Origin of the sequence: Micromonospora sp. NPDC005299 (assembly GCF_042872345.1) — a bacterium.
Classification (GTDB): Bacteria; Actinomycetota; Actinomycetes; order Mycobacteriales; family Micromonosporaceae; genus Micromonospora.
In genome coordinates this window covers 43139-58661 of record NZ_JBIAKG010000016.1, presented here as the reverse complement: position 1 = coordinate 58661, position 15523 = coordinate 43139, and the positions used below count along the sequence as shown (strand labels likewise).

At 76.4% G+C, this 15523-nt stretch carries 6 protein-coding genes; 1 reads left to right on the top strand and 5 read right to left on the bottom strand.

What is annotated here, in order from left to right:
• Positions 1-39: 39 nt before the first annotated feature.
• The 5 genes from ACFYPD_RS30960 to ACFYPD_RS30940 form a co-directional block, all read right to left on the bottom strand.
• Positions 40-3540, bottom strand: a complete 3501-nt coding sequence (locus ACFYPD_RS30960; protein WP_387121264.1) for an amino acid adenylation domain-containing protein — start codon at positions 3538-3540, stop codon at positions 40-42.
• A complete protein-coding gene (locus ACFYPD_RS30955; RefSeq protein ID WP_387121261.1) occupies positions 3537-5840 on the bottom strand; it encodes a lantibiotic dehydratase in 2304 nt (767 codons plus the stop codon). Before ACFYPD_RS30955 ends, ACFYPD_RS30960 begins: the two co-directional genes overlap by 4 nt.
• Positions 5837-8956 (bottom strand): thioesterase domain-containing protein, encoded by a 3120-nt coding sequence (locus ACFYPD_RS30950; RefSeq protein ID WP_387121258.1) that lies wholly within the window; start codon positions 8954-8956, stop codon positions 5837-5839. The genes ACFYPD_RS30955 and ACFYPD_RS30950 overlap by 4 nt, the downstream gene beginning before the upstream one ends.
• Positions 8953-12417, bottom strand: a complete 3465-nt coding sequence (locus tag ACFYPD_RS30945) for an AMP-binding protein (RefSeq protein ID WP_387121255.1) — start codon at positions 12415-12417, stop codon at positions 8953-8955. The genes ACFYPD_RS30950 and ACFYPD_RS30945 overlap by 4 nt, the downstream gene beginning before the upstream one ends.
• Positions 12418-12744: 327 nt before the next feature.
• A complete protein-coding gene (locus ACFYPD_RS30940; RefSeq protein ID WP_387121253.1) occupies positions 12745-13140 on the bottom strand; it encodes a DUF2267 domain-containing protein in 396 nt (131 codons plus the stop codon).
• Between the two features lie 235 nt (positions 13141-13375).
• Between ACFYPD_RS30940 and ACFYPD_RS30935 the strand changes: the two genes are divergently transcribed.
• On the top strand, positions 13376-15517 hold the full coding sequence (locus tag ACFYPD_RS30935) for a molybdopterin-dependent oxidoreductase (protein WP_387121250.1): 2142 nt from the start codon (positions 13376-13378) through the stop codon (positions 15515-15517).
• Positions 15518-15523 lie beyond the last annotated feature (6 nt).

The following is a 15523-nucleotide window of genomic DNA, read 5'->3' as shown; positions in this document are numbered from 1 at the left end:
TGTCCTTAGCTCACGCGGTACGTCGGGGAGGGTGACGGGTCACGGCTGGTTCGGTCGTCGGGGTGGGGTACGGCGGGCGCGGCCACGCCGGGCGGCCGCCCGCATCGCGGCCCGGGCCAGTTCCGGCCGGTCGGCGGCGCCGTCGAGGCTGGCGGCGAGGGCCCGCACGGTCGGGTGGCGGAACAGGTCGAGCATGGTCAGGGAGCGGCCGGTGGCCTCGGTGAGCCGGGCGTGCACCGCGGCGAGAGCCATTGAGTGGCCGCCGATGTCGAAGAAGTTGTCGGCGACGCCGACCCGGTCCCGGCCGAGCACCTCCCGCCAGATGCCGGCGATCAGCTCCTCGGTGGCGGTGAGCGCGTCCGGCCCGGTGGGCAGCGGGGCCCGGGCCGGCTCGGCGGCGGCCACGGTCATCGCGCCGAGCGCCGCCACCCGCACCGCCGGGCGGGGCAGCTCGGTCGCGACCTGGTCGGCGGGCGTGTCCGGGTCGGCCGCGAGCGCGCCGACCAGGGCGGCCAGGTCGGCCAGGAGCGCCTCGATCCGGGCGGCCTCGAACAGGTCCGGGTTGTGCACCACCTCGACGCCGGCCCGGCCGTCGCGTTCCACCACGTAGACGGTGATGTCGAAGGGCGAGCCGGGCTTCGGCACCGGCACCGCCTCGACGGTCAGGCCGGTCAGCGCGAGCCGGGGCGGGACGAAGTTGAGCACGTTGAACAGCACCTGCACGAGCGGAGCGCGGGAGGTGTCCCGGCCGACGCCGAGCGCCTCGACGATCCGTTCCAGCGGCGCACCGGGATGCTCGGTGACCGCGTGCAGCTCGGTGGCGCACCGGTCCACCAGCCCGGCGAAGGTCGCCCCGCCGGCGCGGACCCGCACCGGCACGGTGTCGATGAAGAAGCCGATGACGTCGTCGAAGGCGGCCAGCCGCCGGTCGGCGACGATCGCGCCGAGCACGTGGTCGTCAGCGCCGGTGAGCCGGCGCAGCAGCTCGCCGAAGCCGGCCAGCAGCACGGCCGCCACGGTGGTGCCGCGCCGGGCGGCCAGCTCGCGCACGGCCCGGTCGGCCGCCTCGGTGAGCCGCACCGCGGCCTCGACGCCGGCGTAGGTCTGCACCGCCGGGCGGGGCCGGTCCCGGGGCAGGTCCAGCACGGTCGGCGCGCCGGCCAGGTGCTCGGTCCACCAGGCCAGGTCGGCCGCGCCCCGGCGACTGTCCCGCTCCGCCCGCCAGACCGCGTAGTCGGCGTACGTGACGGGCAGCGGCGGCCGGGCCGGCGGGTCACCGGCGACCGCCCAGGCGTACGCGCCGGCCAGCTCGTCGTAGAGCAGCGCCTCGGACCAGCCGTCGAAGACCGCGTGGTGCACGGTCAGGGCCAGCACGTGGGTGTCGGCGGCGAGCCGGTAGACGGTCACCTGCCAGGGCGGCCCGGTGGCCAGGTCGAACGAGTGCCCGGCGCCGGCCGCGAGCATGCTGGCCAGCTCCGCCTCGGCGTCGGCGGCGCCGGTCAGGTCGACCACCGGCACGGCCACGTCGGTCGGCTCCTCGCGGACCGCGTACGGCACCCCGCCGGTCTGCGGGATCCGCCAGCGCAACACGTCGTGCCGCTCGGCCACAGCGCGCAGGGCGGCGCCGAGCGCGGCGGTGTCCAGCGGTCCGCGCAGCCGGTGCGCGACCGCGATGTTGTACGGCGCGCTCGACGGGGCGAGCTGGTCCATGAACCAGAGCCGCCGCTGCGGCGGGGAGAGGGTGGGCGGGTTGCCGGTGGTCAGCCGGTCGCCGTCGGCGGGCGCGGCGGCCCGCACCCGGTCGACCAGCGCGCCGAAGGTGCGGTCGGTGAACAGCACCCGGGTGTCGACCCGCCGGCCCAGCTCGGCGCGGAGCGCGGCGACCAGCCGCATGGCCGCGATGGAGTTGCCGCCGGCGGCCAGGAAGTCGCTGTCCGGGCCGGGGTTGGCGCCGAGCAGCCGGATCCAGAGCCGCCGGACCGCCGCCTCCACCGGATCCCCGCCGTCGACCTCGTCCGCCGCTTCCGGGGCGGTCGTGGCGAGGGCGCGCAGCGCCGGCCGGTCCAGCTTGCCGCTGGTCGCGCTGACCGGCAGCGCGGCCAGCCGCACCGTCCGGGCCGGCAGCATCGCGGTGGTCAGCCGGGCCCCGGCGTACGCCCGCAGCGCCTCGTCGCCGGGCGCGTCGGCGGGGGTGAGGAAGGCGACCAGCTCGGTGCCGGCCGGACCGGGCACGGCCTCCACGGCGACCCCGTCGACGCCGGGGTGCCCGGCCAGCACGGCCTCGACCTCGCCCAGCTCGATCCGCTGGCCGCGGACCTTGATTTGCCGGTCGGCCCGGCCGAGGTAGACGATCCGGCCGTCCGGCGCCTGCCGGACCAGGTCGCCGGTGCGGTAGAGCCGCTCCCCGGGCCGGTCGTCGAACGGGTCGGGAACGAACCGCTCGGCGGTCAGCCCGGGACGGTTGAGGTAGCCGTCGGCCAGGCCGGGGCCGCCGATCAGCAGCTCGCCGGTCTCCCCCGGCGGCACCGGACGCAGGTCGGCGTCCACCACGTACGCCCGGTGGTTGGGCAGGGGCAGGCCGATCGGCACCGGGTCGGTGTCGGCGGCGGTGAGGTCGCCGCTGACCGCCAGCACGGTGGTCTCCGTGGGGCCGTAGCCGTTGAGGAACCGCCGGCCGGGGGCCCAGCGGGCGACCAGCTCGGCCGGGACGGCCTCGCCGCCGCAGAGCAGCATCCGCCAGGACGGCAGCTCCGCCGGGTCGAGCAGGGCGAGCACGGTCGGGGTGATGAAGCCCCAGGTCACCTCGTGCGCGGCGACGAACCGGGCCAGCCGGACGGGGTCGCCCCGGTCGTCGGCGCCGAGCAGTTGCACCGCGCCGCCGAGCAGCAGCGGCACGAACAGGTCCATGGTGGCCGCGTCGAAGCCGAGCGAGGCGATGCCGAGGCTGCGTACCGAGGCGTCGGCGCCGGTCAGCGCGGCGACCCCGGTGACGAACTCGACCGCGTTGCGGTGGGTGGTGAGCACCCCCTTGGGCCGGCCGGTGGAGCCGGAGGTGAACAGCACGTACGCCGGGTCGCCGGGACGCGCCGGGCAGGGCGCCAGCGGGGCCGGGCCGGGCAGCCCGACCGCTTTGACGCCCGGCTCGTCGCCGAACTCGGCCGCCGCGGCGTCGCCGACGACCACCCGCACCCCGGCGTCCCGGGCGATCTCGCGCAGCCGCTCGCGGGGGCCGCCCGGCTCCAGCGGCACGTACGCGGCGCCGGCCAGCAGCACACCGAGCACGGTGACCACCAGGTCGGGGGTACGCGCGCCGCACACCCCGACCCGGTCGCCGGGGCCGGCGCCGCGCTCGCGCAGGGCGGCGGCCACCCCGGCCGCCCGGTCGACGAGCTGCCGGTAGGTGAGCCGGGTGTCCCACTGTCGTACCGCCACCGCGTCGGGAGTGCGGGCGGCCTGCGCGGCGACCAGGTCGGCCAGGGTGGCGTCCGGCCAGGGCAGGTCCGCCCCGTACGCGGCGCTGACGGTCAGGATGTCGGTCACCCGTGGTCTCCCCGGTGCTCGGCTGGGTCGGTGATCTGGAGGCGGAGTTCGCTGACGTAGCCACGGCCCTGCGCGTCGGTGACCCACGACCGGGCCGGGGCGGGCAGCAGCTCGGAGACCACGATCGGGACGTCCGGGCCGGTCCGGTGGGCGGCGTCGACCATGGCGCAGAGCGACTGCGCGTACAGCGGGCCGGTCAGGTCGACGTAGCAGGGCTTGATCTCGGTGCCCACCTTGACGAACACCCGCTCGGGCAGGCCGGCGGCCGCCCGCCACCGGCGTACGGCGAGGTAGCGGGCCGTCTCGTCGGCGTGCCCGGCGAGGCCGCACGCGCCCGCCGTGCTCCGCCAGGTGCGGCGGGCCACCACCAGCCGGTCGATGGTGATCCGGGGCGTGTGCGGAGCCGGGTCGAGCAGCTTGAAGGCGTCAATCAGCAGCGAGTCGAGCAGGCTGGCGAAGACCTCCATCAGCGGCCAGCGTCCGCCGTCGGGGAAGACCGCGACCAGCTGGCCGGCGGAGCCCTCCACTGTGGCCGCGGTGGCCGGCACCAGCTGGTCGGGGTCCGCGCCGTGGGCGGTGTCGATGCCGAGCTGGCGGTCCGCGGGTCCGGTCAGCCCGTACGTGGTGCGGGTGGTCCGCCGGGGGTAGCTGTCCGGCCAGAGCAGCCGCAGCCGGGCGGGGCCGAGGTCGGCGTCACCGGCGGCCCGCAGCGCCGCCGGGTCGGGGTGGAACGGGCTGAACACGGCGCTGTCGTAGGCGACATGGGCCGGATGCAGCTCGCCGAGAACGAGCAGGAACTCCCCCCGTCGGATCGCCTCCGGCGAGGCCGCGCTGAGCTGGACGTCCGGGTTGTGCAGCCGGGCCGACGGCCAGCCGGGGCGCTCCGCGGGGAAAAGCTGCCGGACCCGCTCGGCCAGGTCTTCGGCGCGCAGCAGCAGCTCCGCCTGGTCGGCGGGCAGGTCGCGCAGGCCGAACAGTTCCGCCCACCGCTCGGTGAAGGCGGCACCGGCCCGGCCGATCGGGCCGTCCGGTGCGACCAGCGTCCCCTGGGCCAGCGACCAGAGGTCGGCCAGCCGCACCGGGCCGTCCGCGGCCAGCTCGTCGTGCAGCTCGGCGAAGAGGTCGGCGCATCGGGCGGCGACCTCCCCGGTGAACCATCGGGCGGTCTGCAGCACGAGCGCCAGCGGGGCGGCCAGCGCGTCCAGGACCGCCGAGCCGACGGTGAACTCGAGGTCCCGGGCCGTCTCCTCGTAGCAGACGGTGCGGCCGACGTACATCTGGCCGCTCTGGCGGGTGGCCGGGCGGCCGGTCACCGCCGTGAACTCGGTGTTCAGCGCGGCCAGGGCGACGCCGAGCCGGTCCGGGTCGCCGGCGGCCGCGGCGACCGCGTCGCGGGCCGCGCGGAGCCGGTCGAAGCCGGCGGCCACCTCGGCCCGGACACCCTCGTCGCCGATGAGCGCGATCCGCTCGGCGAGCACCCGCTCGGCGTCGGGGCTGACCGGCAGGTTGGCGCCCCAGATGAGCTGGCCGCGATCGACCCACCGATCGAGCAGCAGGTAGACGTCGTCGACGCCGTGCACCTCGCCGTCGGCGTGCATCCGCTCCGCCAGCTCGATCGCGGGGGTCCGCCCGTCGCAGGCGGAGAGCAGCCGGGCCTCGGTCGGGGTCAGCGCGATCGGCGGGTGCAGTGGCCAGCGCAGCTGGCGCCCCTCGACGGTCAGGTGCGGTTGCCGCGCAGGAGCCCACCAGCGGCGCACCGCCAGGTCGTCACCCAGCCGGTCGGCGTACGCGATCAGCGCCCATGCCTCGAAGAACACGTGCCGCCGGTCGACCAGCGACGGGCCGGGCGACAACCGGACAGCCGGCTCCTCGGGATCGAGGGTTCCCCAGCAGACCGGCCCGAAGAAGCCGATCGTCTCCGCCTTGCCGCAGTACCGCTGCCAGTAGCGCAGCAGGCTCAGTTCGCGCTTGCGCCGGCGTACGTTGCGCACCTCGGGATCGGTGCGCAGCAGGCCGTCGAGCGCGACGAGCATGTCCGGGTTCTGCCAGGTGACCGCCTCCCGCAGCAGCGGGTCGGCGGCGAGCTCGTTCACGACGGCGGACGAGTCGGCGAACGCCTCGCGCAGCACCTTGTCGAGCAGGTCCGGGTAGCTCGCGCCGGTCAGCACCGCGTCGGCGACGGCGGCCGCCTCCGGCGCGCCGAACCGGTCGAGCCCCTCCGCCGGGAACCCGGCGGTGCGCAACACCACGTCCCGCCAGACCGACCAGCCGGTCTCCCCCAGTGGCAGCAGGTGGCTCATCGGTTCTCCGTCCCCGGGGTGTCCACGATGTGCAGGCGCAGCTCGCTGAAGTAGCGGCGGCCGGCGCCGTCGGGCACCCAGGCCTGGTCCGTGGTCGGGAGCATCTCGCTGACGGTGAGCGAGGCGTCGTCGCCGCCGTCGACCCGGGCGGCCCGGACCATGGCGCAGAACATGTTGGCGAAGGCCGGGCTGGAAAGGTCCACGAAGCACGGCTTGGTCTCGGTGCCGAGCTTGACGTAGACCTGCTCGGGCAGGCCGAGCCGGCGCCGCCAGTCCCGCACGGCCAGGAAGCGCTGCCGCTCGCCGGTGGCCTGGGCCAGGCCGCTCTCCCCCACCGTGGTCCGCCAGGTCTGCCGGGCCACCACCAGCCGGTCCAGCGTGATCCGCGGCGTGTACGGCGCGGCGGCGACCAGCTTGAAGCCGTCCACCGCGTGCGCGCTGAGCGGCTCGGCGAAGACCTCGGCGAGCGGCCACCGCTGCCCGTCGGAGGCGGTGGCGACGAGCCGCCCGTCGACCTCGCTGACGGTGAGGTCCACGGTGGGCAGCACCCGGGCCGGGTCCCCGCCCGGCGCGTCCTGGAAGGCCAGGTGCCGGTCGGTCGGCCCGGTCAGCGACTCGGCGGTGCGGCTGGTCCGGCGCGGCCACTCGGTGGGGAAGAGCAGCCGGACCCGCCGCTCGCCCATGTCCTCGGCCAGCGCGGCGCGCAGCCGCTCCACCTCCGGGTGGGACGGGGTGAACACCGCGCAGTCGAACGAGGACCAGGCGGCGTGCAGCTCGCCGAGCACCACGGTGTACTCGCCCCGGGCCAGCGCCGCCGCGTCGGTGGCGCAGATCTGCAGGTCGGGGCTGTGCATCACGGCGTTGGACCAGGTCGGCCGGGCGCCGGGGAAGACCGCGTCGATCCGATCGGCCAGGTCGGCCACCCGCAGCCGCACGTCGGTGGTGCCGGGCGGCAGCGCGTCCAGCCCGAACAGCCCGGCCCAGCGGGCGGCGAAGTCGGCGGCGACCGTGTCGACCGGCCGTTCGCCCCCGCCCCAGAACAGGCCCTGGGCCAGGAACCACAGGTCCGCCAGGGCGACCGGGCCGTCGCCGGCCTCCGCGCGCAGCTCCTCGTAGAGCCCGCGGAACACCTCGTCGTACGCCTCGGCCAGGGCGTTCGCCATCCAGCGGGCGGCGCGCAGCAGCACGTCCAGCGGGGCGGCCAGCTCGGCCAGCAGCGGCGCGCCGAAGACCACGTCCAGGTCGCGGGCGGTGTCCTCGTAGCAGATGGTCCGGCCGGCGTACATCTGGCCGGCCCGGCGGACGGCCGGGACGCCGGTCAGCTCGGTGAAGGTGGCGTCGAGGGTCTCCAGGGCGGGGCGCAGCCGCACCGGGTCGCCGGCCGCCTCGGCCACCGCGTCCCGGGCGGCGCGGAGCCGGTCGAACCCGGCCCGCGCGGCGCTCCGGGCGGCCTCGTCGCCGATCGCCCCGATCCGGTCACCCAGCACCCGCTCGGCGTCCGGGCTGACCGGCAGCGCCGCGTCCCAGGTGATCAGCTCCCGCTCCACCAGCCGGTCGAGCAGGGCGTACCCGTCCTCGGGGCGGCGCAGCCCGATGGCCGGGTCGGCCACCAGGTCGGCGGCGCAGCGGTGACCGTCGGCGGCGGCGAGCAGGGCCGCCTCCACCGGGGTCAGCGCCAGCGGGGGCCGGCCGGGGCGCAGCACGGTCCGGTCCCGAACCGCGAGGTGCGGGCGCAGCACCGGCGGCCACCACCGGCGGACGGCCAGGTCGGCGCCGATCCGCTCGGCGTACGCGGCCAGCGCCCAGGACTCGAACCAGACCCAGCGCCGGCGGGTCAGCCCGGCGCCGGGGCGGATCCGGGCGGTCTCCGGCTGATCGGGGTCGACGGTCACCCAGCAGCTCGGGCCGAAGAAGCCGACGGTCTCGTTCTTGCCGCCGTAGCGCTGCCAGTACTTGAGCAGTGCCCGCTCCCGGTCCCGGCGTCGCACGTTGCGGGCCGCGTCGACGCCGCCGCGGGCCAGGCCGTCCAGCGCGACCAGGGCACCCCGGTTCTGCCAGGTGATCGCCTCCCGCAGCAGCGGGTCGGCGGCCAGCTCGCTGAGCCGCTGGGCACTGGCGCGGACCGCCTCGTCGAACTCCTTGTCGTACCGGTCCTCGCCGGTGCCGGTGGCCAGCAACTCGTCGGCCGCCGCGGCGGCCCGGGGCGCGGCGAACAGGCCCAGGCCGTCGGCCGGGAAGCCGGTGGTGCGCAGGATGGCGTCGCGCCACACCGACCAGGCCGTGGCGCCGAGCGGCACCCGGTGCGAGCCGCCGGCGGTCCCGCGGCCGGCGGCGCGCACCAGGTCCGTACCCGCGGCCGGCGCGCCGGTGCGGGTGGTCTGGCCAACGAGCGCCGCGGTCAGGTCGGCGCGGATCAGCGCGAGCAGCTCGGGGAGCCGGTCGTGCAGGAAGAAGTGGCCGCCGGCCAGCTCGTGCAGGGCGAACCCGGCGGCGGTGTGCTCGGCCCAGGCGGCGGTCTGCTCGCGGGTGACCGCCCGGTCGTCCCGACCGCTGAACGCGACGATCGGCAGCGGCAGCGGCTCGCCGGGCACGTACCGGTAGCCGTCCACCCGGCCGAAGTCGGCCCGCAGCAGCGGCAGCAGCAGCTCCACCAGCTCCGGGTGGTCGAACAGCTCGGCGGGGAGGCCGCCGCCGTCGCCGAGGCGGCGCAGCAGTTCGTCGTCGTCGGCGCGGGACAGCCCGTCGAAGGGGCCGGGCGCGGTGACGTGCGGGGCGCGGGCGCCGCCGACGTAGAGCCGCAGCGGCAGGGGCCGGCCGGTCCGGCGCAGCTCCCGGACCACCTCGAAGCCGAGCCGGCCGCCCATCGAGTGGCCGTAGAGGGCGTACGGGCGGTCGGCCCGGGCGGCGACGGCCTCGGCCACCTCGGCGACGTCGAAGCGCGGATCCTCGTTGATCCGGTTCTCCCGGCCGGGCAGCTGCACCGGCAGCACCTCGACGTCCGGACCGATCCCCTCCTGCCAGCGCCGGAACGCGCTCGCGCCGGCACCTGCGTAGGGCAGGCAGAACAACCGCACCGGCGCCTGGGGTCGGCTTCCGGCGGAGACGAACCAGTTCACCGCGGACCTTTCTGGACGGGGTCGATCCAGTACCGCTGGCGCTGGAACGGATAGGTGGGCAGGCCGGTGCGCCGGACCGTGCCCTCGGGGTGCAGGGCGTCCCAGTCGACGTCCCGCCCGGCGACCCAGTCGGCCGCCAGCTCGCGCAGCGGGCCACCCTCGCCCGCGACCCGGGCGTCGGTGTCCAGCAGCGCGTCCAGTCCGGCCAGCGCGCCGGGCAGGTCGGCGGCGACCACCGCGGCCCGGTGGGGGAAGGCCCGCCGACCGAGCGCCAGGGTGGCGGCCACCTCGGGCAGCGCGGGGGCGTCGCCGCCGAGGTGGGCCCGCAGCCGGGCCAGCGCGGCCCGCAGCGCCGCCGGGGTACGCGCCGACACCGGCAGCAGCCAGGGTCCGGCGGGCGGGTCGGCCGGGTCGGCCGGCGGCGGCTGCTCCACCACGACGTGCGCGTTGGTGCCGCCGAGGCCGAAGGCGCTGACCCCGGCCACCCGGCGCGGCCCCTCGGGCCAGTCCCGGGCCTTGGTGGGCACGTAGAACGGGCCGGCGGCCAGGTCGATCTCCGGGTGCGGGCGGGTGAAGTGCAGGTTCGGCGGGATCACCCCGTGCCGGACGGCCAGCACCGCCTTGATCAGCCCGGCGATCCCGGCGGCCGCGTCGAGGTGGCCGATGTTGGTCTTCACCGAGCCGAGCGCGCAGCTCTCGGCGGGGGCGGCGCCGGCGTACACCTCGTGCAGCGCGGCGACCTCGATGGCGTCGCCGAGCGGCGTGCCGCTGCCGTGCCCCTCGACCAGGCCGACCTCGCCGGGTGCGACCTCGGCGGTGGCCAGCGCGTTGGCCACCGCGGCGGCCTGCCCGGCCGGGCCGGGCACGGCGAAGCCGGCGCGGTCCGCGCCGTCGTTGGTGACCGCCCAGCCGGGCAGGACGGCGTAGATCCGGTCGCCGTCGGCCTGCGCGTCGGCGAGCCGGCGCAGCGCGACCGCTCCGGTGCCGGAGCCGAAGCCGGAGCCGTTGGCGCCCTCGTCGAAGGCGCGGCACCGGCCGTCCGGGGAGGCGAGCCCGCCCGGGACGTGCCGGTGCCGGGGCCAGGTGACGGTCACCCCGCCGGCCAGGGCGAGGTCGCACTGGTAGTCGGCGAGGCTCTGCGCGGCCAGGCAGACCGCGACCAGCGAGCTGGAGCAGGCGCTCTGCACGGCCAGGGCGGGCCCGGTGAGCCCGAGCCGGTAGGCGACCTGCCCGGGCAGGTGGTCGGTGAACTGCCGGCCGATCAGCCGGGCCTCCCAGTCGTCCGGGTCGACGTCGCCGACCACGGCCGGGTTGTCCATGAGGTGGAACAGGAAGTACCGGTTGGCGGAGGTGGCCGAGTAGACCCCGACCAGGCCGGGGAAGCGCTCCGGGTCGTGCCCGGCGTCCTCCAGGGCCTCCCAGGCGGTCTCCAGGAAGAGCCGGTGCTGCGGGTCGGTCCGGGCGGCCTCGTCGGCGGCGAAGGAGAAGAACTCGGCGTCGAAGTCGGCGACCCCGTCGAGCCGGCCGACGGCCCGCACGTGCCGGGGGTCCGCGCGCAGCCCCGGCCCGACGCCGAGGGCGGCCAGTTCCTCGTCGGTGTGCTCGTGGATGGAGTCGACCCCGGTGCACAGGTTCCACCAGAAGGTCGCCACGTCCGGCGCGCCGGGGAAGCGACCGGCGAGGCCGACCACGGCGATCTCGTCGCCGGTGTACTCGCGGGCCGCGGCGGCCGGCGCGGCGGGCGCGGGCAGCACCGGAGCGCGGACCGCCTCGGGCGGGGCGTCGAGCAGCGCCGCCTGGGCGGCCACCGTGGGGTGGTCGAAGAGGCGCAGCAGGGGCAGGCGTACGCCGAACCGGTCGGCGAGCCGCTGCTGCACCTGGCCCAGCAGCAGGGACTGCCCGCCGACGTCGAAGAAGCTGTCGGCGCGGCCGACCGCCGGGCGGCCGAGCACGGCGCACCAGATGTCGTGCACCGCCCGCTCGGTGTCGGTGGCGGGCGCCTCCCCGGCCGGCACCTCGGCCGCCGGGTCGGGCAGCGCCCGCTCGTCGACCTTGCCGGTGACGGTGAGCGGGAACTCGTCGAGCAGCACGACCGCGCGGGGCAGCGCGTACCCGGGCAGCGCGGCGGCGAGCGCGGCGCGCAGCGCGGCGGGGTCGGGGCGGTCGCCGGCCGGGCGGGCGTACGCCAGCAGTTCGCCGTCGCGGGCGATGGCGCGCACGCCGGCCACGCCGGGCTGGGCGGCGAGCACCGCCTCGATCTCGGTCAGCTCGACCCGGTGCCCGCGCACCTTGACCTGCCGGTCGAGCCGGCCGAGGCAGACCAGTTCGCCGCCGGGCAGCCGCCGGCCGAGGTCGCCGGTGCGGTAGGACCGCACCCCGTCGGCGTCCACGGTGAACCGGTCGCTGTCCTGGTTGAGGTAGCCGGGGGCGAGGTGCCGGCTGCGGACCACCAGCTCGCCGGTGTCCGGGGCCAGGTCGACCTGGTAGCCGGGGAACGCGGTGCCGATCGGCAGCGGGCCGGTGGCGGCCGGGTCCACGGTGGACAGCGACAGCACGTGCCGGGCCACGAAGGTCATCTCGGTGGCGCCGTAGCCGTTGACCAGCCGGCAGTCGGTGGCGAACCGGTCCCGGCCGCGGACGGCGTCGGCGTACGTGGCCTGCTCGCCGCCGAGCAGCACCACGCGGACCGCGTCGAGGCGCCGTTCGCCCAGGGTGTCGAGCAGGTAGCGGTAGACGGTGGGCGTGCAGTGCAGCACGGTGGCCCGGTGCCGGTCGAGCTGCGCGACGGCGTGGCCGAGCCCCTGCCGGCGCAGGTCGACCGGGACCACCGCGGCGCCGGTGAGCAGCGCCGGGTAGAGGTCGGGGATGGCGGCGTCGAAGCTGAACGAGGCGAGCAGGCTGAGCCGGTCGGCCGGGCCGATCGCCAGCGCGGCGATCTGGTTGTCGACGACGTGCGCCAGGTTGCGGTGGGTCTGCCCGACGGCCTTCGGCACCCCGGTGGAGCCGGAGGTGAACAGCACGTACGCCAACGCGTCCGGGTCGACCGGGACGGGCCGCAGCGGGGCGGGCGGCACCTGGTCCAGCGGCACCACGGTCCGCCCGTCGGCGAGGTCCCGGGCCAGTTCGCGGTGCTCGGCGCCGCAGGCGAGGGCGGTGACCCCGGCGGCGGCGAGCATGTGGCGCAGCCGGTCGACCGGGAAGCCCGGGTCCAGCGGCACGTACGCGCATCCCGCGGCGAGGGCGCCGAGCAGCGCCGCGACGGTCGGAACGCCGTGCGCGGTGAGCAGGGCGACGCGGTCACCGGGTCGGACGCCGGCGGCGACGAGCGCGGCCGCGTGTCCCCCGGCCATCCCGGCCAACTCGGTGTAATCGACCTCGTGGGTCTCACCGAGCAGGGCCGGACGATCACCGTGACGCGCCGCGACCTCGCCGAAACGATTGATGATCATCGGCTGTGCCATGTCAGCGGGCTGATGTTTCCCCATGGATGACAGGCGCGCAGCGTTCAGTGAATGTGATCATGATCCCCCCCAGGACTTCACATTGGAAGCAGAATAAGGCTCAATCTCTCGATGGAGAGGGCATCGATGCAGGTCAAGCCGAAGGGGGGACGGCACCCTGGAACCTCGGACGGAGGAATTCGTCCGATCATCCCTCTAGCGCGTAGACGATTTACCGCGTAAGTGCCTACTCGCGAGTTATTTTACGGTGAAAATACTTCCTGACCGTGGAATTTCCACATTGACGGCCTCGTCGCCGCAGCTCAACCCGGGTTTCGGGGAGCCTGCCTACACATCGTACGGTGGCCGCGGGATCGGGTCGACCATTGCGTCGAATCCCTTGGGGAGTTGCGCCACGAGATCCTGGAACTCCCCGACCGTGACCGTCTCGCGCAGGGTGGCGAGCACCGCGCGAGCACCCACCTCAGCCACCGCCGGGTCCACTCCGGCCCGTTCCGCGACCCGATACAGGAAGGCGACCGCGCCGCCGGTCGTGCCGCCCTCGCCCGGCGCGACGAGATAGCTGCCGACCTCGTCCGGCAGCTGCGCGGCCAGGTCCGCAGACTCGGTGGCGGTGATCCGCTCGGCGAGGGTCTGCAACACCGCCCGTGAGATCGTGGCGGCCTGCCCGGCGGGCAGCTCGGCGCGGCGGGACACCGCCTCGACGAATCGGGGAAACCGCACAGCCGCACTCCTGTCGTCGCCGCCCGCCGCCGGGTATCCGACAGCCCCGGCCCGAAACGGCCCGGAGCGTCGCGCCGCGGTTACCCGCGCGCGACGGCGGCAAACGGCCCACATCGCCGTGCGCGCCCCGGCGGCCGGATGGCGATCGACCGGGCAACCTGGCGGCCGATCCGGTGACCCGCCCCGGCGCCGCAGGGGGAACCGGGCTCGCGCGGCGGCTCGGTAGGCTCGCCGTATGGCCCGTACCACCCACCCCGGCGCCTGCCCGCTCGACTGCCCGGACACCTGCGTCTGGCAGCTGACCGTGGAGGACGGCCGGGCCGTCGCGCTGCGCGGCGACCGCGACCACCCGTTCACCCGGGGGGCGCTCTGCGGCAAGGTCAACCGCTACCTGGACGCGGTCAACGGCCCCGACCGGCTGACCACGCCCTACGTGCGCACCGGCCCGAAGGGCGTCGGGCGGTTCGCCTACCGGCCGGCGAGCTGGGCGGAGGCGGTCGACCGGGTGGCCGCCGGGCTGCGGGTCAGCATCGAGCGGGACGGCCCCGAGTCGGTGCTGCCCTACTACTTCGCCGGCACCATGGGGCACGTGCAGGGCTGGACGATGGGCCAGCGGCTCTTCGCCCACCTGGGCGCGTCCCGGCTGGACACCACCATCTGCACCGGAGCGGCCCGCGCGGCGCTCCGCTCGATCTACGGCAGCTCGATCGGCTTCGAGCCGGAGTCGATCGTGGCCGCGAGGCTCATCGTGCTCTGGGGCGCCAACCCGCTCGCCACCAACCTGCACCTGTGGCCGTTCGTGCAGCAGGCCCGGGAGCGGGGCGCGTACCTGGTCACCATCGACCCGCTGCGCACCGACACCGCGGCACGCAGCGACGAGCACGTCGCCCCGCTGCCCGGCACCGACGCCGCCCTCGCCCTCGGCCTCATGCGGCACGTGCGCGACGCCGGGGCGGCCGACGAGGAGTGGCTGGCCGCGCACACCGTCGGCTGGCCCGAGCTGGCCGCCCGGCTCGACGAGTGGCCGGTGGAGCGGGCCGCCGCCGAGTGCGGCCTGCCCGTCGAGGTGGTCCGCCGGCTCGGCGACCGGATCGCCACCACCCGACCCACCGCTGTCCGGGTCGGGCTGGGCCTGCAACGGCACCACGGCGCCGGCCAGGCGATCCGGGCGATCTGCGCGCTGCCGCTGGTCACCGGCGACTTCCGGTACCCGGGCGGCGGCGCCCTGGTGTCGACCAGCGGGCACCACCCGATCGAGGAGGACCGCGTGGTCCGGCCGCTCGGCATGCCGGCCCCGCCGGCCCGGTCGGTGAACATGAGCCGGCTGGCGACCGTGCTCACCGGGGAGGCCGACCCCCCGGTGACCTCGCTGGTGGTGTTCAACTCGAACCCGGCCGCCACCGCCCCGGACCAGAACCGGCTCCTCGCCGGCCTGCGCCGCGCCGACCTGTTCACCGTGGTGCTGGAGCAGCGCTGGACCGACACCTGCGACTACGCCGACGTGGTCCTGCCGGCGACCATGCAGCCCGAGCACCTCGACCTGCACTCCTCCTACGGCCACCACTACACGACGCTGAACCTGCCGGTCACCCGGGCGCCCGGGGAGGCGCTGCCGAACACCGAGATCTTCCGACGGATCGCCGCCGCGCTCGGCATCGACCACCCCCGGTTCTCCGACAGCGACGAGGACCTGGCCCGGCAGCTGCTGGCCGGCACGCCGGTCAGCTTCGAGGAGCTGCGCGAGCGGACGTACGCCCGGACCACCGGGGTGCCGGTCGGCGCCGCCCCGTTCGCCGCCGGTGGTTTCCGCACCCCGGACGGCCGGGCCCGGCTGCACGACCCGGCGCTGGCCCGGCTCGGGGTGGACCCGCTGCCCGGGCACACCCCGCCGGTGGAGGCGGCCGACCCCGAGCTGGCCCGCCGGTTCCCGCTGGTGCTGATCGCCCCGGCCGGCCGGTTCCTGATGAACTCCACCTTCGCCTCGCTGCCCTGGCACACCCGGCGGACCGGCCCGCCCCGGGTGCACCTGCACCCGGACGACGCGGCGGCGCGCGGCCTCGCCGACGGCGACGCGGTGCGGGTGCGCAACGATCGCGGCGCGTTCCTCGCGGCGGTCGCGGTGGACGAGGCGACCCGGCCGGGGCTGGCGTTCACGTACAAGGCCTACTGGGCGCGGCTGAGCCCGGGCCGGGCCACCGTCAACGCGGTCACCGCGGTACGCGACACCGACCTGGGCGAGGCGCCCACGTTCCACGACTGCCGGGTCGAGGTCGAGCCGGTGCCGGCCGAGCTGCTGATCCCCGAGTCGCCCGCCGACGCGGCGGCCGTGCCGGCGCCGGCCGCACCCGGCGATCCGGCGACGGTGCCGGCGGGCTGAACCCGG